This is a genomic window from Nocardioides guangzhouensis (assembly GCF_004519545.1).
Classification (GTDB): Bacteria; Actinomycetota; Actinomycetes; order Propionibacteriales; family Nocardioidaceae; genus Nocardioides; species Nocardioides guangzhouensis.
The window spans coordinates 67,344-84,418 of sequence record NZ_SDKM01000012.1; the positions used below are offsets into that span (position 1 = coordinate 67,344).

At 72.9% G+C, this 17,075-nt stretch carries 19 protein-coding genes and 1 pseudogene; 8 read left to right on the plus strand and 12 right to left on the minus strand.

Going from position 1 to position 17,075, the window contains the following annotated elements:
• Positions 1-135: 135 nt before the first annotated feature.
• The 3 genes from malQ to EKO23_RS09865 are packed head-to-tail and all read right to left on the minus strand — an operon-like array spanning position 136 to position 2,639.
• On the minus strand, positions 136-1,551 hold the full coding sequence (gene malQ / locus EKO23_RS09855) for a 4-alpha-glucanotransferase (RefSeq protein WP_134716718.1): 1,416 nt from the start codon (positions 1,549-1,551) through the stop codon (positions 136-138).
• Positions 1,552-1,588: 37 nt separating this feature from the next.
• On the minus strand, positions 1,589-2,131 hold the full coding sequence (locus EKO23_RS09860) for a YciI family protein (protein WP_134716720.1): 543 nt from the start codon (positions 2,129-2,131) through the stop codon (positions 1,589-1,591).
• 10 nt (positions 2,132-2,141) lie between these two features.
• Positions 2,142-2,639 carry a thioesterase family protein gene (locus EKO23_RS09865; RefSeq protein WP_134716722.1) on the minus strand — a complete coding sequence of 166 codons (498 nt, stop codon included), beginning with the start codon at positions 2,637-2,639 and terminating at the stop codon, positions 2,142-2,144.
• Positions 2,640-2,713: 74 nt separating this feature from the next.
• Between EKO23_RS09865 and EKO23_RS25680 the strand changes: the two genes are divergently transcribed.
• Positions 2,714-2,968, plus strand: coding sequence for a hypothetical protein (locus tag EKO23_RS25680; RefSeq protein WP_175582682.1), 255 nt, complete (start codon positions 2,714-2,716; stop codon positions 2,966-2,968).
• Positions 2,969-3,645: 677 nt separating this feature from the next.
• Complete coding sequence (locus EKO23_RS09875) at positions 3,646-4,650, plus strand: aldo/keto reductase family protein (protein WP_134716724.1); 1,005 nt, start codon at positions 3,646-3,648, stop codon at positions 4,648-4,650.
• Between the two features lie 12 nt (positions 4,651-4,662).
• On the opposite strand, the gene EKO23_RS09880 is transcribed toward EKO23_RS09875, so the two are convergent.
• Positions 4,663-4,896: a hypothetical protein gene (locus tag EKO23_RS09880; protein ID WP_134716726.1), complete on the minus strand. Its 234-nt coding sequence runs from the start codon at positions 4,894-4,896 to the stop codon at positions 4,663-4,665.
• A gap of 739 nt (positions 4,897-5,635) precedes the next feature.
• Positions 5,636-6,670, minus strand: a complete 1,035-nt coding sequence (locus EKO23_RS09885) for a C40 family peptidase (protein WP_217702558.1) — start codon at positions 6,668-6,670, stop codon at positions 5,636-5,638.
• 249 nt (positions 6,671-6,919) lie between these two features.
• Between EKO23_RS09885 and EKO23_RS09890 the strand changes: the two genes are divergently transcribed.
• The 3 genes and pseudogenes from EKO23_RS09890 to EKO23_RS26120 all read left to right on the plus strand — a co-directional run bounded on the left by EKO23_RS09890 (position 6,920) and on the right by EKO23_RS26120 (position 9,366).
• Positions 6,920-7,945, plus strand: coding sequence for a thiamine pyrophosphate-dependent dehydrogenase E1 component subunit alpha (locus EKO23_RS09890; protein WP_134716730.1), 1,026 nt, complete (start codon positions 6,920-6,922; stop codon positions 7,943-7,945).
• Positions 7,938-8,870: pseudogene (locus EKO23_RS26645) on the plus strand (alpha-ketoacid dehydrogenase subunit beta); the annotation flags it as partial. The gene EKO23_RS09890 and the pseudogene EKO23_RS26645, both read left to right, overlap by 8 nt.
• A gap of 100 nt (positions 8,871-8,970) precedes the next feature.
• Positions 8,971-9,366, plus strand: a complete 396-nt coding sequence (locus EKO23_RS26120) for a hypothetical protein (RefSeq protein WP_134716732.1) — start codon at positions 8,971-8,973, stop codon at positions 9,364-9,366.
• On the opposite strand, the gene EKO23_RS25200 is transcribed toward EKO23_RS26120, so the two are convergent.
• Together EKO23_RS25200 and EKO23_RS09910 are read right to left on the minus strand one after the other, a co-directional pair.
• A complete protein-coding gene (locus EKO23_RS25200; protein ID WP_167880406.1) occupies positions 9,344-10,171 on the minus strand; it encodes an SDR family oxidoreductase in 828 nt (275 codons plus the stop codon). The genes EKO23_RS26120 and EKO23_RS25200 overlap by 23 nt on opposite strands.
• 161 nt (positions 10,172-10,332) lie before the next feature.
• Positions 10,333-10,998 carry an AIM24 family protein gene (locus tag EKO23_RS09910; RefSeq protein WP_134716736.1) on the minus strand — a complete coding sequence of 222 codons (666 nt, stop codon included), beginning with the start codon at positions 10,996-10,998 and terminating at the stop codon, positions 10,333-10,335.
• A gap of 99 nt (positions 10,999-11,097) precedes the next feature.
• Here EKO23_RS09910 and EKO23_RS09915 point away from each other — a divergent pair, with 99 nt between their 5' ends.
• Complete coding sequence (locus EKO23_RS09915) at positions 11,098-11,919, plus strand: DUF1684 domain-containing protein (RefSeq protein WP_246051005.1); 822 nt, start codon at positions 11,098-11,100, stop codon at positions 11,917-11,919.
• On the opposite strand, the gene EKO23_RS09920 is transcribed toward EKO23_RS09915, so the two are convergent.
• Positions 11,883-12,473 carry a dihydrofolate reductase family protein gene (locus EKO23_RS09920; protein ID WP_134716740.1) on the minus strand — a complete coding sequence of 197 codons (591 nt, stop codon included), beginning with the start codon at positions 12,471-12,473 and terminating at the stop codon, positions 11,883-11,885. The two genes, EKO23_RS09915 and EKO23_RS09920, sit on opposite strands and share 37 nt — an antisense overlap.
• A 101-nt stretch (positions 12,474-12,574) precedes the next feature.
• The gene (locus tag EKO23_RS09925; protein ID WP_134716742.1) at positions 12,575-12,973 is read right to left on the minus strand and encodes a nuclear transport factor 2 family protein; all 399 of its coding nucleotides are present in this window, start codon (positions 12,971-12,973) and stop codon (positions 12,575-12,577) included.
• Between the two features lie 89 nt (positions 12,974-13,062).
• Between EKO23_RS09925 and EKO23_RS09930 the strand changes: the two genes are divergently transcribed.
• On the plus strand, positions 13,063-13,671 hold the full coding sequence (locus EKO23_RS09930; RefSeq protein WP_134716744.1) for an HAD family hydrolase: 609 nt from the start codon (positions 13,063-13,065) through the stop codon (positions 13,669-13,671).
• 12 nt (positions 13,672-13,683) lie between these two features.
• On the opposite strand, the gene EKO23_RS09935 is transcribed toward EKO23_RS09930, so the two are convergent.
• Positions 13,684-14,406 (minus strand): DUF4386 domain-containing protein, encoded by a 723-nt coding sequence (locus EKO23_RS09935; protein WP_134716746.1) that lies wholly within the window; start codon positions 14,404-14,406, stop codon positions 13,684-13,686.
• 186 nt (positions 14,407-14,592) lie between these two features.
• On the minus strand, positions 14,593-14,844 hold the full coding sequence (locus EKO23_RS09940) for a potassium channel family protein (protein WP_134716748.1): 252 nt from the start codon (positions 14,842-14,844) through the stop codon (positions 14,593-14,595).
• Positions 14,845-15,387: 543 nt separating this feature from the next.
• On the opposite strand from EKO23_RS09940, the gene EKO23_RS09945 reads away from it, so the two are divergent.
• A complete protein-coding gene (locus EKO23_RS09945) occupies positions 15,388-16,170 on the plus strand; it encodes an alpha/beta fold hydrolase (protein ID WP_134716750.1) in 783 nt (260 codons plus the stop codon).
• A gap of 194 nt (positions 16,171-16,364) precedes the next feature.
• Here EKO23_RS09945 and EKO23_RS09950 read toward each other — a convergent pair whose 3' ends face one another.
• Complete coding sequence (locus tag EKO23_RS09950; RefSeq protein WP_167880407.1) at positions 16,365-17,045, minus strand: DUF998 domain-containing protein; 681 nt, start codon at positions 17,043-17,045, stop codon at positions 16,365-16,367.
• Positions 17,046-17,075 lie beyond the last annotated feature (30 nt).

The window sequence follows — 17,075 nt, forward strand, 5'->3', positions numbered from 1 at the left end:
AGATCGCGATCGAGACCTTCATCCCCGCCGACGACGGCACCGCCCGGATCCTGCGGTCGATGGCGGACGCGCGGGACTGAGCCGGCTCGTCCGCATCAGGAGGGGTCCTGCACCCTCGCGGGGCGGACGACCTGCTCAGGCCAGCCGGTCGGCCTCGGCCACCAGCGTCCGGACCCGAGCCGCCAGGTCGTGGTCGAAGGCGCCGGCCGGGGCCTGCCAGCGCCAGTTGCCCAGCCCGGTGCCGGGGGTGTTCATGCGGCCCTCGCTGCCGAGCCCGAGCAGGTCCTGCGCCGGTACGACGGTCAGCCGGGCGGTGGAGGCCAGCGCGAGGCGGACCAGTGCCCAGGGCATCGCCTCGCCCGGGTCGACGAGGCAGGAGCGGACCCGGTCGCGGGTGTGGTCGTCGAGCTGGCTCCACCAGCCCACGGTGGTGTCGTTGTCGTGGGTCCCGGTGTAGACGACGCTCTGCTCACCGTGCCGGTGGGGGAGGTACGGGTTGTCCGGGTTGCCGTCGAAGGCGAACTGCAGGACCTTCATGCCGGGCAGGCCGAAGCGGTCGCGGAGCTCCTCGACCTCGGGGGTGATCACGCCGAGGTCCTCGGCCACCAGGGTCCCCGGTCCGGCGGTGTCGACCAGCGCGGTCAGCACCTCGGTGCCCGGTGCGCGGACCCACCAGCCGTCCCGTGCGGTCGGCGCGTCCGCCGGCACGTGCCAGGCGGCCTCGAACCCGCGGAAGTGGTCGATGCGGACCAGGTCGAACAGCTCGCGCTGGCGGGCGATCCGGCGCCGCCACCAGGCGAACCCGTCGGCCGCCATCGCGTCCCAGTCGTAGTGCGGGTTGTTCCAGCGCTGCCCCTCGGCGGCGAAGTAGTCCGGCGGGCACCCGGTCACCGTGGTCGGCCGACCCTCCTGGTCGAGCTGGAAGAGGCCGCGCGAGGCCCACACGTCGGCGCTGTCGAGGGACACGAAGATCGGCAGGTCACCGAACAGCAGGAGGCCCTTCGACGCGGCGTACTCCCGCAGCCGGGCCCACTGCACGGCGAACACCCACTGCTCGAACCGCAGGTCCCGCAGCCGGTCCTCCAACGGCCCGAGAGCCTCGCGTACGGCGTCCGGGTCGCGGTCCCGCAGGTCCGGCTCCCAGGTGGTCCAGCGCGCGTGGTCGTTCCGCTCGCGGAGCGCGGTGAACTCGGCGTACGGGTCCAGCCAGTCGGCGTGCTCGTCGCACCACGCGGCGAACGCCTCCCGCTGCCGGTCGTCCAGCGCGGTGCGGTCGCCGAGGCCGTGGGCGGCCTGGTGCTCCCGGCTGATCAGTGCCGGGTTGCCCGCCATCGCCGACGGCGCGTCGTACGGCGAGCGGCTCTCCTCGTGCGTCGGCACCAGCGGCAGGACCTGCCAGACCGAGCAGCCGGTCGCGGCGAGGAAGTCGACGAACCGGTACGCCTCGTCGCCCAGGTCACCGGTCTCCCGGTCCGGCGCCGCCGGCAGCGAGGTCACGTGCAGCAGCACGCCGGCCCGGCGCACGTCGGACGCCCTGCCCGGCTCGCTCATGGGGTCTCCCTTCGTCGCTCCCGCGAGCGTAGTCGGGTCAGCCCGGACGGCCGCCGACGGTCCAGCGGTGCACCTCGGTCCCGACGAAGCGGTCGGGGTCGAGCACCTCCCGCGCCCGGTCGGCGTCCGGCGCCTCGAGCAGGACGGCCATCCCGAGCAGCCGGGACCCGTCGTCGGACAGCAGCGGCCCGTACGCGATCAGGTCGTCCCGCGGCGGCGGCGCGGGCGCGGCCTCCGCCGGCTCCAGCGTGAACCCGAGCACGAGGAACCGCTCCGCGCCGATGCCCTCGAAGTCCCACATGGTCCGCCCGAGCGCGTTGTGCCAGCGCCGCACCAGCACGTCGCGGTAGGCGCCCGCCTGGTAGCCGGGCTCCCCGAACGCGAACGCCCGGGCCGCGGCGGGGTCGGGCAGGTCGAGCGCGTGCACGCTGCCGGTGAGCGTCTCGTCGTCGGCGTACGTCGGCCCACGCGCGATCATCGTCGTCGCGAACCGGTCCATGTAGGCCCAGTGCTGCTCTGCCATCGCGACCCGCAGCGGCGTCGACCCGGCGCGGTCGCGGTGGTAGCAGAAGAACTCCATGCAGAGGCCCTCAGCGCAGCGCGAGGGATCCGGAGACGTCCGGCGCCCAGGGCAGCGTGGCGTCCTCGGCGATGCGCTTGTCGAGGGCGGCGGCGACGTCCTCGGGCCACGGCGCCGTACGACGGGTCTCCATGTCGATGTGGAGGAAGATCTCCTCCATCACGAAGCTCAGCCGCTGGTGCGACTCGTCGAGCAGGTAGGCCAGCGCGTGCGCGGCGCGCTCCGAGCGACCGAGCAGCCGCACGCGGGTCGACATCATGTCGCCGGTGCGCATCTCGGCGAGGTAGGTCAGGTGGTGCTCGGCGGAGAAGCACGCGTGCCCGCGGGCCGGCCAGTTGTGCGGGATCCCCAGCGCGACCAGCGACTCGTCGAGCCCCTCGCTGGCGATGCCGGTGTAGTGCCGGACGTTGAGGTGGCCGTTGGCGTCCTCGAAGGCCATCGGGACCGGCTGCTCGGCGTACGCCGGGAGCGCGGCCAGCTGCTCGTACGACGGGTGGGGAGGCTTCACGGGCGTGACGATACCGGGGCCGAGCCCGGACGGAAGTCCGGCTCGAAGAAGCAGCCGGACCGTACGTCGCGTCGGTGGCGGGGCAGCTCGCGGCGACCGAGGCGGGCGTCGGCTTCTGGCCGGTGCTGCTCCAGGCCGCGAGCGCCCGGACCGCGGCGGCGTACTCCGAGTCGCTCAGGCTGCTGTGCTCGGACTCCTGCGTGAAGGTCTGCACGAGGGAGCCCGCCGTGCCGGCGCCCCCGCGGGTCGCGCGGTACGCCGCCTCGTGCTCGACGAACGCCGTGGGGTCGTCGATCGCGTGCACGGTGAGCGTGGGCAGCGTGACCTGACCGGTCAGGTCGCTGTCCCAGGACAGGTCGCGGACGGCGGTACGGTCCGGGCCGAACCGCTCCACCCCGGCGTTGAGAGCCCGGTCGTCGTGCGACCCGACGTACGTCACGCCCCGGTTGCCGAACGGGTTCCGGCCGTCCAGCCGGGTCGAGACGATGTCGAGGAAGGTGAAGACCGCGAACCGCAGGTGCGACTCGAGGGTGCGCTCCGGGAGCCTGCTCGGTCGGGCGCGTCAGGTTCCGGCAGTAGTACTGATAGACCACGCGCAGGTCTCGGCGACCTGGCCGCCACGTCTCCGCCCCAGGACTGGCCGTGCAGCAGGGTCCGGCCGGGCCGCCCGAACTCGTCGACGAACAGGCGGCGTACGGACTCGGTGTCGGCGGCCGCCATCCGGACCCCGTAGCCACCGCGTCGATACGACGAGCCGGCCCAGGCGTAGCCCTCGCGGACCATCACCAGCGGCCGAGGTCCTCGACGCTGCGCGCGGGGTCCGAGGCGGATCGTGCGGTGGTGCGAAGCATGTGCGTCTCCTCTGGCTCATCCGCGGGCAGACGCGCCCGAGGTGTGAAGCAGGACCCGTCGGCAACGGTGGTGGCGAGGTTGCGTGCACAGAGTTCGCGGCCGCCGGCCGACAGCGACACCGGAGCGCTGGATCGGGGTCACTAGGGTCGGAGGCATGAAGACTCGGAACCTCGGTGGCAGTGGACTGAAGATCTCGGAGATCGCGTACGGCAACTGGCTGACGCACGGGTCGCAGGTGGAGGAGGACGCGGCGACGGCGTGCGTGCGGCAGGCCCTCGACGAGGGCATCACGACCTTCGACACGGCGGACGTCTACGCCAACACCGCGGCGGAGACCGTGCTCGGCAACGCGTTGAAGGGGCAGCGGCGCGAAGGGCTCGAGATCTTCACGAAGGTGTACTGGCCGACAGGTCCGCGCCAGCACAACGACCACGGCCTGTCGCGCAAGCACATCATGGAGAGCATCAACGCCTCGCTGGACCGGCTGCAGACCGACTACGTCGACCTCTACCAGGCGCACCGCTACGACCACGAGACGCCGCTGGAGGAGACGATGGAGGCGTTCGCCGACGTCGTCCGCCAGGGCAAGGCGCTCTACATCGGGGTCAGCGAGTGGCGCGCGGAGGAGATCCGTGCCGCGCACACGCTCGCCCGCGAGCTGCACGTCCCGTTGGTCTCCAACCAGCCGCAGTACTCGCTGCTCTGGCGCGTGATCGAGGACGAGGTGATCCCCACCAGCCGCGAGCTCGGCATCGGCCAGATCGTCTGGTCGCCGATCGCGCAGGGCGTGCTCACCGGGAAGTACAAGCCGGGCGAGCAGCCGCCGGCCGGGTCCCGGGCGACCGACGAGAAGGGCGGCGCGGACATGATCAAGCGCTGGATGCAGGACGACGTGCTCGAGCGGGTGCAGCGGCTGCAGCCGGTCGCCGAGGAGACCGGGCTGAGCATGGCCCAGCTCGCGGTCGCCTGGGTCCTGCAGAACGACAACGTCTCCGCCGCGATCATCGGAGCCAGCCGTCCCGAGCAGGTCACCGACAACGTGAAGGCGTCGGGGGTTCGCCTGGACGAGGCGACGATGAAGGCGATCGACGAGATCGTCGACCCGGTGATCGAGCGCGACCCGGCGAAGACCCAGTCGCCCAGCCGTCGGGACTTCTAGCTCGCGGGCTCGTCAGCCGGGGCCGAGCCGGTCGCGGAGGTGGTCGCGGCGCCGCTCGAGCTGGCCGATGATCGCCTCCTGCTCCTCGGCCTGGCTGAGGACGAGCGAGCGGTCCTGCGGGTCGGTCGGCCCCGCGTCGTTGAGACCGGCCCGAAGGTCGCGGACGGTCTGCCGGAGGTCCGCGATCTGTGCCTCGACGCGGTCGAGCTCGGTGCGGGTGTCGTTGTCCGTGATGTCGTCCGCCACCCCTCCACGGTAGCGGGCTGCTCGGAGGAGCGGACCGCGCCGCGTGAGGTTAAGATCGTTCCGAAATGTCCGGAAAGCGGAGTTCGCCGTCGATCTGGGCGTGGCGCGGGGTCCTGGTCGCCGTGGTGGCGACCACCGGCCTCGTCATGGTGGCCGCGCTCGGTGCCTGGCTGCTGTTCACCCAGCCGGACGGCGACGGCTCGACGGCCGGCCGGACTCCCGGCCCGGCGACGACGTCCCGGAGTCCCTCGGGCGCGCCGTTGGCGGCGATGGACGTGCTCGTCCGACGGAGCGAGCCGGCCGCGGTGGGCGCGCCGGACGCCGGCGGCTCGGTGCTCCCGGGCGCCGTTCGTGACACTCCCCCCGTCCCGACCTCCCACGCTCCGTTGCGGGACTCCGGTGCGCCATCGTTGCCTCCACCGTGGGTCGAGGTGAAGGCGTCGGCCTCGAGTCCCGCGGGCGGGATCCTGTCGGGCACGGGCCACCCCAGCAGCGACGCGGGGTCAACCGGGCCGCCCGCCACTCCATCCGGGACGCCGCCCTCCACGCCGTCGACCACCCCGTCGACCTCGACGTCCGGACCGACACCTGGCTGCTCCGGCCTGGCTCCCGGCCGGAGTCCCTCGGGAGGCAAGGACGGGCGCGCCGGCGTGGACGACGAGCCGGGCGGACCCACGGTCAAGCCGGGACGAGGCTCGCCGCCGGACGTGCGGGACTGCCGGGGAGGGCCGGCTCCGGCTCAGGGCCAGTAACGACGGGCGCCGACGTACTCCCGGCTCAACGTCGAGGTGGGCACCTCCTGCACGCGTTCCCCGGTCCCGGGCGCGTGGATCATGGTCCCGGGGGCGACGTACATCGACACGTGGTGGACTCGTCCGTCGCGCGCATAGAACCTCAGGTCACCGCGCCGCAGGACCGAGACCGCGGAGCCGTGCCGGGCCTGGGCCGAGGCGTCACGGGGGATGGTGATGCCGTGGACGCGGTACACCAGCCACGTCAACCCCGAGCAGTCGACACCGAACCCGGACGCGCCGGCCCACAGGTAGGGGAGGCCGAGGAAGACCTCGGCGGTGCTCACCAGGCTGCTGCGCGAGGGCGGACGCGCCGGCTGGCCGGCCTCGTGCACCACGACGGCCGACCGGGCGAGACGTCGTACCGTTCCCTCCGGTGTGACGACGCGGACGAACCCCTGGGGCAGTCCGACGACGGGGAGCCGCGTTCCGAAGCTGATCCGGAAGAGCCGCGACGGCGTCGACTGGTCGGTGAGCAGCCAGGCAGTCCGGTTCACCACGGTCGCCCGCGTCGCGGAGGCCGCCGGGCGGCTGGCCGTGAGCTGGCGGCGTGGGACCCACCCCGGGTAGCCGCGCGCGTCGAGCGGGCTCGGCTGCGACGGGACCACGACCCTGGCCCACCCCTCGCGCAGCTGCACGACACGCACCCGGTCGCCGAGCAGCGCCTGGGTGTCGGCCCGGCCCGACAGGGCACGTCGCTGGGCCACGGTCATGCCGGCGAGCCACTGCCCGATCCTGGCGGGGTGGGCCAACGCCGGCGCATCGGCCTGGCGCGGCGAGCTCGGAGACCGCCAGAGGGTTGCCACCGACACCGTGACCCAGGCCGGCTGCCCGACGGACAGCGTCGGGCGGGAGGCGGCCGGGGCGATGGCGCCGTCATGGCCGTTGTCGGCCCGCTCCGGTGCCGGTGACAACGAGCAGCCGACCAGCGCCAGCAAGGCGACCATCGTCCCGAGCCCGGTGCGCAACAGACCCTGCCTCATGCCTCCACCCTCGTCTGCCGGCTCGCGGCCCTCCAGAGCCGATGGTCCCCCCACCATCGACACTCGTGCCTGCATGATGCGACACGACCGTCGCGCAGCACGTGGCGACGCACCGACGGCGCGACCCCGGAATACGCCGGTCGCCGGAATGCGCCGGGTCGCTGGGCACCGCGGCGACGGACCTTCGGCACTGGCCGCCCCCGGTGCCGGGCGCGAGGCTGGCGGCAACGCCGACGAAGGATCACGACCGTGGCCGACCAGCCTGATCTCGAGCAGCTGTACCTGCAGATGTGCCGGGTCCGGCTGGCGGAGGAGGCGATCGCCGGGCTGTGGCGCGACGGACGGATCTCCGGCGAGATGCACCTGGGCGCCGGGGAGGAGGGCGCGGTGGTCGGTGTGCTCGCCCACCTCGAACCCGGGGACCGGCTGTCCGTGGACTACCGCTCGACCCCGCCCTTCGTTGCCCGGGGTGTGCCGGTCGACGCGATCGTCCGCGAGCTGCTCGGCGACCCCGACGGGCTGGACGGGGGATCGGCGGGGCACATGCACCTGCTGTCGCGGGAGCACCTGGTCGCGTCGACGGGCATCGTCGGAGCACCGGCTCCGGTGGCGTGCGGCTTCGCCCTGTCCGCGCAGCAGGAGCATCGCCGCCGGGTCGCGTTCGCGTTCTTCGGCGACGGTGCCGTGAACGAGGGCATGGTCATGGAGTCGCTCAACCTCGCCGCCGTCTGGCGGTTGCCCGTGGTGTTCGTCTGCAAGGACAACCGCTGGGCGGTGACCACCCGCTCACGCGACGTGCTCGGCGGCGGCCTGGTGCGTCGGGCACGCGGTCTGGGACTCCGCGCGGTGCGGGTGGACGGGCGCGACGCCGTGGCCGTGTGGCGGGCCGCGGGCAGGGCAGTACGCCGCGCCCGCCGGGGCGGCGGCCCGACCTTCCTGATCGCGCGGGTCGACCGCCTGGAGGGTCACTTCCTCGGCGACCCGCTGGTCCGGGTCGCCAACGACGCACGCGTGCTGCGGAGCGAGACCGCCCCGCTCCTGGAGGCGGTGCGCCATCCGGACGGAGCAGCGCTGGCCAGCCGGCTCCGGGCGGTGCTCGGCGTCGGTCGGACCATTGCCGCGGCGCGGCTGGACGGCCTGCACCGGCGCCGCGACCCGCTCGACCTGCTCCGGTCCCGGCTCCCCGCCGACGTCGCCGCCGCGGTCGAGCAGTCCGCTCGTGACGAGATCCGGGCGGCGGTGGCGGCCGCGACCGAGGAGGCGACCCGTGCCTAGCCTCACCTTCTCCGCAGCGATCGAGATCGCGCTCGCGCAGGCGATGGCGGAGGACCGTCGCGTCCTCGTGCTCGGCGAGGACGTGCGGATGATGCGGCGCTCGCTCTACCTCCGGTTCGGCCCGGACCGGGTCCGCAACACCCCCATCAGCGAGTCCGCGATCCTCGGTGCGGGCCTGGGCGCGGCCATGGCCGGCCTGCGACCGGTCGTCGAGATCATGTTCGTGGACTTCGTCCCCGTCGCCATGGACATGCTGGTCAACCACGTCGCCAAGCTCGCGGACTTCAGCAACGGCGACTGGACGGCACCGCTGGTGGTCCGGGCGGCCTGCGGCGGCGGGTACGGCGACGGCGGCCAGCACCAGCAGGCGCTGTGGGGGCTGCTGTCGGGGATCCCCGGGTTGGTCGTGGTCGTGCCGTCGACCCCCGCCGACGCCGCCGGGTTGATGCTCGCCGCGGTGCGCCATCCCGGTCCGGTGGTGTACCTGGAGCACAAGCTGCTCGCCCGTGAGTGGTTGGAGGTGGTCGGCGGCAGCGCCCGGTCGATCGTCGGCCTGGACGTCCCGTACGCCGGCACCACCGGTCAGGTCGCCGACCCGGTCGAGCCCGTCGAGCTGGGGCAGGCCGCGCTGCGGCGCGGCGGCTCCCACCTGGCGATCATCTCCCTCGGTGTGGGGGTGCACCGCTCGCTCGCGGCGGCCGAGCAGCTGCAGTCCGGGGGACTCGACGCCGCCGTGCTCGACCTGCGCTCGGCCGCACCGGTCGACGTACCGGCCGTCCTCGCGCTCGCGGCAGCGACCGGACACGTGCTGGTCGTGGACGAGGACTACCGCCGCGGCGGGCTGTCCGGCGAGATCGCGGCCCGGTCGCGGAGAACGGCATCGGCGCACGTTTCGCCCGCGTCACCTGCGACGGCACCATCCCGTACGCCCGCGCCCGTGAGCGGCAGGTGCTGCCGCACGTCGACCGGATCGTCGCCGCCGCCCGAGACCTGGTCGGGACGACCCGCGGGGCGGTTGCGGACCAATGACCACCCTGCTCGCGGCCCTGCTGCTCCTGACCGGAGTCGTGACCGTCGCCTACTGGGTGGACTTCTTCGTCCGGGGGTCGGTGAACGTCGTCGAGGAGGAGTGGTACATCCGGTTCGAGCGCTCCTTCCCGGTCGCGGACGGCTTCATGTCGATCTGCGCGGCGCTCGCTGCCGTCGGGCTGCTCGCCGGCGCCGACTACGGCGTCGGCTTCGCGCTGGTCGCCGCGGGCGCGCTGATCTTCCTCGGGCTGATGGACGTGACGCTCAACGTGGACAACGGGCTCTACCGGCTCCTGCGCACCTCGGGCCCGATGCGGGCCGAGCTCGTCATCAACCTCTGGTGCCTCGGCCTGGGGGCGACCCTGCTGGTCACGATGCTTCCGGAGGTCTGAGTCCCTCGCGCGCCGCGCGGACGCGCCGGTCGAAGGCGGCGAAGTAGGTCCCCCGCAGCAGCCCGGACGTGCGGGCCAGCAGCCGGGTCTGCCAGTCGGTCGTGATCAGGAACTCGCGACGCTCGACGCCGCGGACGATCCCGGCAGCCATGCGATCGGCCGTGATCGGCTTGATCTGTCCCGAGATGGCTCGGGTCTCGGCCGGCTTGAACCGGTTCTCGTAGTCCAGCTGCGGGGTCCGGGTGTCCGGCGGGCAGACGCACCCCACGTGCACGTCGTACGGCGCGAGCTCGCAGCGCAGCGCCTCCAGCAGCCCGCGCACCGCGAACTTCGCCGGGGCGTACGGCGTGTAGCCGAAGATCCCGACCAGGCCGGCCGCGGACGAGATCCCCACGACGCTGCCGGCGCGGCGCGCCATCATCGACGGGACGACCTCGCGCAGGGCGTGGAGCGTGCCGAAGTAGTCGACCTCCATGGTGCGCCGGAAGATCTCGTCGTCGAGCCGCTCGAAGTAGCCCGGGTGCGCGATCCCCGCGCTGGTCAGCAGCACGTCGCACGCCCCCAGCGCCTCGGTGGCGTGCGCGACGGCCGCGGCGACCTGCTTCCGGTCGACCACGTCGGCCGGCGCGACGACGTACGGCGCACCCCGGTCGCGGAGCTCTGCCTCCGTCGCCGTGAGATCGGGGTCGTCGAGTGCGATCACGGAGACGCGGGCCCCGAGGTCGAGGACCCGGCGCACGAACGCCAGCCCGATCCCGCTCGAGCCTCCGGTGACCACGACATGCGCGTCGGCGAACGCACCCACCTTCACAGGATGCACGCCCGGTCCGGTCGCGGCACGGGACCATGGTCCGCGCGGTGGGCACCGATCGGTCCTCTTCCAGGCGCCTGGCCGCCCGCGTGGGCTGCCTGTTCGCGCGGCTCTCCGAGGCGATGAGCGCCGATCCGTGAGAGAGGCCGAGGCTCTCAGTGGCTGTGCGGAGCCACGATCCGGCCCTCGCTGGCCTGCACGACGACGAAGCCCTGGCCGTTGAAGACGAGCTGGAACGCCTCGCCCGAGCCGCGTCCGATCAGCGCGCCCGCTCCGGCCGTACGGCGCACGCTCGTGGTCAGCGACGTCGACCAGGCGATCGCGGCCTGGATGTCGGCGTACGTCGGGGCGTCGACGTTGAGGACGACCGGGGTGCCGTGCGAGGTGATCGCAACCGTCCCGGTGCCGGTGAAGGTGGTGTTGAAGACGCCACCGGCCATCATCGACGCGCCCTCGACCCGCTTGATGTCCCACGTGAGCGCGGAGTCGAAGGCGATGACGTTGCTGCCGTTGACGGTGAGCGAGTCGTTCTCGAGGTTGACCAGGTGGATCTCCATGGCGTCGTCGGCGAAGAACACGTCGCCGCGGCCGGTGACCTTCATCAGGGACATGCCCTCGCCGGTGAACGCCTTCTTGAACATCCTCCCCATGCCGCCGGAGCCCTGGTAGGCGAAGTCGACCTCGCCCTGGTAGGCCACCATCGACCCCTGCCGCGCCATCACCTCCCCGTCGAGCGCGACCCGCAGCATGCGGGAGTTCTGCAACGTGAAGCGGTCGGTGGTGGCCGACTCGAGGTTCGTGCCGAACAGCTCGCTGCGCATGGATGCTCCTCCGGGTCGCGTGGACCTGCACGGTACGACGGAAGGCGGGGCGGCGTCAGGCCCTCGCTGCGCGTTCACCCCGGGTGCGACGATGTGCCCGTGACGGACTTCCTGCAGGACTGGCAGGCCTACGCCGACCGCCGCGAGGAGCGGCTGCGGTCCGCGGTCGGGTACCTCGCGATCACGGCCATCCACTGGCTGTCGACCACCCCGGAGCGCTTCACCGACGTGCCGGGGCAGTGGTGCCAGGACGAGCGCGGCACCACGGTCACGCTGGCCCCGGGCGAGACCCTCACCCTCGACGACGACGTCCTGACCACCGGCCCGCACGTCCTCGGTCCGCTGGACTACACGGGCCTGACCATCTCGTTCGACGGCGGCACTGCCGAGGTCGCCGACCGGGGCGGCACGGCGATCGTCCGCCCCCGGCGCCCGGACTCGGCCACCCTGCGCGCCTACCGCGGCACGCCCCGCTATCCCGCGGACGCCAGGTGGGTCCTGTCGGGCCGGTTCGAGCCGTACGACGAGCCGGTCGCCGCCCCCGACGCCGTCGGCGAGGTCGTCTTCGAGCACGAGGGCGCCGGGCACCGCCTCGTCGCCTGGGGCGAGGACGACGGCAGCCTGTGGATCCTGTTCCGCGACGCCACCTCGGGCGTGACGACGTACCCCGCGAACCGGCAGATCCTGGTCGCGCCGCCGACACCCGACGGCACGGTCACCATCGACTTCAACCGCGCCATCAACATGCCCTGCGCCTACACCGACTTCGTCACCTGCCCGCTGCCACCCGCGGCCAACACGCTGCCGTTCGCGGTCGAGGCCGGCGAGCAGGTCCCGACCATGGCCGACGCCGACCGGGTCCCCTCGGGCACCGACGGCGAGCGTCAGACGGTCTCTGGAGGGCCCTCGAGGCGTCGGTAGCGCAGCAGCATCGCCCCGGCGGGGAAGGCCCGTGGCGGCTCGGCCGGCTCGAACCGGCTGGGCGTCGTGCCCTCGGGGAAGAGCCGCTTGCCCTGCCCGATCACCACGGGGCACACCCACAGGTTCACCTGGTCGACCAGGCCCTCGCGGAACAGGGTCTGCAGCAGGTCGGCGCTGCCCCACGTGTGGATCTGCTCGTGCCGCTCCCGCAGCTCGCGGACCTCGGCGCCCGCGTCGGTGACCTGGGTGCTGCCGTCCCAGGACAGCTCCGGCGTGCCGCGGGACGCGACGTACTTCGGCACCCGGTCGAAGGCCCGCCCGATGTCGTCGGTCTTGCCCGGCCAGTAGGCGCGGAAGATGTCGTACGTCGTGCGGCCCAGCAGCAGCGCGTCGGACCCCTGCACGTCCGTGATGATCTGCGCGCCGGACTGCTCGTCGCCGTACGGGCGCTCCCAGCCGGCGTACTCGAAGTCCGCGTCCTGCTCGGTGGGGCCGCCGTTGGCCTGGATCACGCCGTCGAGCGTGATGTTCATGTTGACGTGCAGCTCACCCATCGCGCCTTCTCCTCGTCGTTCTCGAACCCTCCCTGCGCACGTGAGGACCTGCGTCGCTGCGGGAACTCATCGGAGGCGTGCGGCGCCGGTCGCGCTGCGGATCAGGCCGGCGGCGCGCTCCCGTGCCGGTGCGCCACCTTCCACGCGCCGTCCTCCCGCCGGTAGATCTGGGTCGCTCTCAGGGTGTACGTGCTGGGCACCCCGTTGACCGACGCCGACGTGTGCTCGAGCGCCACGGTGTAGGCGACGTCACCGAGCACCTCTGCCTCGAGGAGCTCGAGCTCGTACGACGTGCAGGCCGAGAAGCTGGTGGCGAGGTGCGCGAACAGCCCGTCGATCTCCGCCTGACCGGCGGCGTTGCGCCACGCGCCCAGGACCGTGACCGGGTCGTGGCGTGACCAGACCGCCCGGCGCGGCGCCGCGTCGCCGTTGTGGACCGCCACCTCGGCGTCGGTGAGGACCGTCTGCACCCAGGTGATGAACTCCTCGCGTTCGCTCATCCCCTCATGGTCCCCCCTGTCGTCCGCGACGACATGAGCGTGACGGGTAGCGTGCGGGTCACTCGGACGACTCATGGGGGAGGCCAGGCATGGCGACGGTGGTGTTCGACCTCGGCGGAGTGGTCGTGCAGTGGGATCCCGTGCCGGCGGTCGCCGCGGCCGTCGGGCTGGAGCGGGCCGAGCGGTTCGTCCACGGCGGCGAGTTCGACTTCGCCGCGTGGAACCAGGCCCAGGACGCCGGCCGGTCCTTCGCCGACGCCGAGGCCGCGGCCCTGGCCACGCACCCACACCTCGCCGAGGAGATCACCTCCTACCGCCCCAACTTCGCCCACGCGCTCACGGGCCTGGTCCCGGGGACGGCCGAGGTCCTGCGCGCCCTGCACGAACGCGCCGTACGGCTGGTCGCCCTGACGAACTGGTCGGCCGAGACCATCCACCACGGACCCGAGGCGTTCCCCGACGTCTTCGCCCGCTTCGACGACGTCGTCGTCTCCGGCGCGGAAGGCGTCGCCAAGCCCGACCCGGAGATCTTCCGGATCCTGGCCCGCCGGCTCGGGCACCCGGTCGACGGCGTCGTGTACGTCGACGACAGCCCCCGCAACGTCGACGCCGGTCGCGCCGCCGGCATGGACGCGGTCCGCTTCACCGGCGCTGCCGCCCTCCTCGAGGAGCTCCGGAGGCGGGCTCTCCTCGAGTGACGGAGACGCCGGTCAGCGGGCTTCGTCGACCGGGTCGCCGGCGTCCGCGATGCCCTTGAGCAGCAGGTAGCCGATCATCCAGAGCTCGGCGACGGTCGCGGGCACGAGCAGGAGGTCGGCAGGCCACGACGTGTCGGGCAGCAGCGCCTGGGCGTAGGTGCTCAGCACGTACCCGACGCCACCGGCGACGAGGGTCCAGCCGAGCACGCGGGGCATGGATCCGGACCGGACGGCCAGCCAGCCCATGGGGATCAGCCACAGGCCGAAGAACAGCCCTCCGGTCAGCCAGGCGGTGTGCTGGAGGTCGGACAAGAGCATCGTCCGGTCCAGGGAGCCGGCACCGCCGCCGAGGGCCGTGTCCAGCGCGGTGGTGGAGAAGACGGTCGCCACCAGGATCATCGCCGCGTTCACCAGGCCGAAGGCGGTGACGCAGGCGGCGGCCACCGCGTGGACGTGCCGGAACAGCACGAAGAAGCCCACGGCCACCAGCGCCTGGGTCAGCACGCTGCCCAGGTCGGCCGCGATCCCGAGTCGCGCGAGTCCCTCGTGGGCGACGAGGTTCGCCCGGGTGCCTGCGGCGTCTGGGGCGTCGAGCTCGTTCCTGATGAGCTGGCCGGTGAGGCCGCAGGCGGCCAGGCCGAGATAGGCCAGGCCGGTGATCCGGGCCACCGACCATCGGTGGTGGCGCTCCCCGTCGGAGCGGGTCGTCGGCGAGCCGGTCGCGATCGTCGCCATGGGACACCTCGATTCAGCGTCGGTGGCCGCGTCCGCGCGGAGGGGGCAGCGCGGCCCCTCGACTCACATGATTCGCCGGTCGTCCGGGGGTGCGGCAGAGGTCAAGGTCCCCGGGCCCGATGACCTAGGTCACGGCCTGACCTGTGGGAGACGGGCAACCTCTCGCCGACCCCAGGGGTCCGTGCGTCAGGGGTTCGGGGTCGTCCTGGTGGTCCCGGATCTGTGGAGTCTCGTGCGCACGGCGGTGACGAGCCGGCGCACCACGGCTCCGAGGATGACCAGGTCGAGGATCATCTGGGTGCTGACGAGGGCCCGGGAGCGGTCGGTCTCTGCGGTGATGTCGCCGAACCCCACGCTGGCGAACACGGTGGTGGTGAAGTAGAGCGCCCGCGTGTGGTTGAGGGGTTCGCTGAAGGTGGACGGGGCGCTGTTCGAGATGGAGAGGTAGAGCGCGGCGAAGGGAGCCCGAGCGCCGCGACGTCCTCGGTGACACGTCGGTACAGGAACGGGTGGTCATCCAACCACCGGGTCACGCCGCGGGCGTCGACTCCAGGGTCCCGGGCATGGCGACGGGGGTGCAGCCGCAGGTCTCCGAGCAGGGGAGGTAGAGGTGTCCTCCGTGCCCGCAGTAGGGGCAAGGCATGTCGTGTGACAGCGGCGGGCCGGCGGCGGTTCCGAGGACGTCCCACATGGTCCTGCTCCTCTCGGGGGCTTCGGGCGGCGCGTACGGCGACCTGAGGTTGGTGTCGGGGCGCGCCCCAGCCTCTCCCGTGGTGCTGAGCAACCGCTGAAGAGAGGCTGAGGTGAACCTTCGATGGCCCGCGGGCGGGCTGGCCCGACTTCGGCATTGCCTCCTCGACCTCAGCTGGAGAACACTGCGAGCTGGGGCCATGGCGACGCGGACGCCTGCGCCGAGCTCGCGCACCGACCGCCACGAGCGAGGCCCCGAGACCTCTCGAGCGAGCCGCGAGGAGGTTGTCCGTGAGGGAAGCCTGGGAGATCGTGACCTCGGGGCCCCCGGACGCGACGCCGGCCGTGCTGCTGCTGCCGGGTGGCGCCATGGCGGCCCGGTCGTTCGACCTGGTGATGGCGGAGCCGGCGTTGTCGGGTGTTCGCCTGGTGGCCACGACCCTGCCGGGCATGGCCGGCGCGCCGATCGCGGAGGACGTGACCATCCCCGCCCTGTCCCGCCGTGCGGCCGAGCTGGCCCGGGACCAGGGGTGCAGCGTGGTCGCGGGCTTCTCGCACGGCGCCACCGTGGCCCTGGACATGGCGCTGTCCGGGCAGTTCCAGGGTCCGATCGTGCTGCTCGGGCTCAGCCTCACCCCCGAGGACGAGGCCTGGTTCTTCCGCGGCGTGGTCCGGGCCTCCGAGAAGGTCGGACGGTGGCCGATGGCCCTGCTGTTCCGCGTCATGCCCCTGATGATCCGGTCCGCGAAGACCAGCGAGGTGCACAAGCGGGAGCTGGTCGAGGACGTGAAGGCCAACCGGGCCGGCGACGCGCTCCGGGTGTCGAGCACCTACCTGGACTACATCGCCGAGGACCGGGACCCCGCCGCACTCCTCGCGGCCTCGGGAACCAAGGCGTGGGTCGTCCACGCCGAGAAGGGGGACGGCGGCCTGACCGAGCGCGAGCGGACGCTCCTCGCGGCCGCGCCCGACGTGACCCTGGTCGTGCTGCCCGGTGCGGTGTTCTTCCTGCCGGACGAGGCCCCACGGGAGACCGCCGAGGTGATCGCCGCCGCCGTCGCGCAGGCGTCGTGAGGTCCGACCCCGGCCGCGGGGCGCTACCCCGTCATCGGGTGGTGCGGCCGTCGGTCCCGAGGGAGAAGGCGACCAGGAGCGAGACCGTGACGGTGTAGGCGATCCCGACCGGACCGAGGCCGCGGCGTACGCCCACCAGAACGGCATCCTTCCGCCGCCCGCCCCCTAGGCCGGTGCGGCCCCGCCCCGCCGTCTCAGAGGAGCCCGGGAGCGGCGGCGTCGGGCAGGGTCGTGGTGCTGCGTGGTGCGCCGTCGGTCCGGGCGACGCTCGCCAGGTGGCCACCCATGAGGCTGACCCACGCCCAGACCAGCCCGACGAACACCATGAAGCCGAGGTCGCCCGGCAGGCCGAGGTTGGTGAACGCGATCGCGACCAGGAGCGCCGGCCACCAGCCGAGCAGCCGCCACCCGCGCCAGGAGTCGTTGTTGCGCAGGGCCAGCCCGGACGCCGGGTAGGCCACCAGGACTCCGAGCAGGACGCCGAGGAAGCCGAAGTCGTGGACGTGGCCGGGCCACGTCGTCGGCTCCCCGGGCAGGTCGGTGGGGGAGGCGTTCATGACCACGCCCACCGAGAACAGCGCGAACGCGACGGTCGCGACCCAGCCCGAGACCCGGTGCCGGAACTCGCGCCGGAAGCCGAGGGCGAACACGGCGACCAGCACGCCGGTCACCACGAAGTTGAGACTCTGCAGGAGCCCGACGTCCCCACGGAGGGTGGCGCTGGGGTACGGCACCTCGTTCGAGCTCGTGGCGGACCACCCGATCGAGTGCAGGAAGTCCCACTCGAGCGAGGACACCAGCGCGGTGACGCCGATCCACAACGGAGCGGTGACGAGGCCGGCGAGGCCGGCGGTACGACGTGACAGGTGCGACATGGCGGGCTCCTTCGAACAGGGTGCCACGAC

What these genes read in the sequence shown, in the direction of transcription:
- EKO23_RS09935 (WP_134716746.1), bottom strand. Translation starts at nt 14,406, where the DNA reads ATGGCGACGATCGCGACCGGCTCGCCGACGACCCGCTCCGACGGGGAG.
- EKO23_RS09930 (WP_134716744.1), top strand. Translation starts at nt 13,063, where the DNA reads ATGGCGACGGTGGTGTTCGACCTCGGCGGAGTGGTCGTGCAGTGGGAT.
- EKO23_RS09875 (WP_134716724.1), top strand. Translation starts at nt 3,646, where the DNA reads ATGAAGACTCGGAACCTCGGTGGCAGTGGACTGAAGATCTCGGAGATC.
- EKO23_RS09925 (WP_134716742.1), bottom strand. Translation starts at nt 12,973, where the DNA reads ATGAGCGAACGCGAGGAGTTCATCACCTGGGTGCAGACGGTCCTCACC.
- EKO23_RS09885 (WP_217702558.1), bottom strand. Translation starts at nt 6,670, where the DNA reads ATGAGGCAGGGTCTGTTGCGCACCGGGCTCGGGACGATGGTCGCCTTG.
- EKO23_RS09950 (WP_167880407.1), bottom strand. Translation starts at nt 17,045, where the DNA reads ATGTCGCACCTGTCACGTCGTACCGCCGGCCTCGCCGGCCTCGTCACC.
- EKO23_RS09920 (WP_134716740.1), bottom strand. Translation starts at nt 12,473, where the DNA reads ATGGGTGAGCTGCACGTCAACATGAACATCACGCTCGACGGCGTGATC.
- malQ (WP_134716718.1), bottom strand. Translation starts at nt 1,551, where the DNA reads ATGAGCGAGCCGGGCAGGGCGTCCGACGTGCGCCGGGCCGGCGTGCTG.
- EKO23_RS09910 (WP_134716736.1), bottom strand. Translation starts at nt 10,998, where the DNA reads ATGCGCAGCGAGCTGTTCGGCACGAACCTCGAGTCGGCCACCACCGAC.
- EKO23_RS09860 (WP_134716720.1), bottom strand. Translation starts at nt 2,131, where the DNA reads ATGGAGTTCTTCTGCTACCACCGCGACCGCGCCGGGTCGACGCCGCTG.
- EKO23_RS26120 (WP_134716732.1), top strand. Translation starts at nt 8,971, where the DNA reads ATGACCACCCTGCTCGCGGCCCTGCTGCTCCTGACCGGAGTCGTGACC.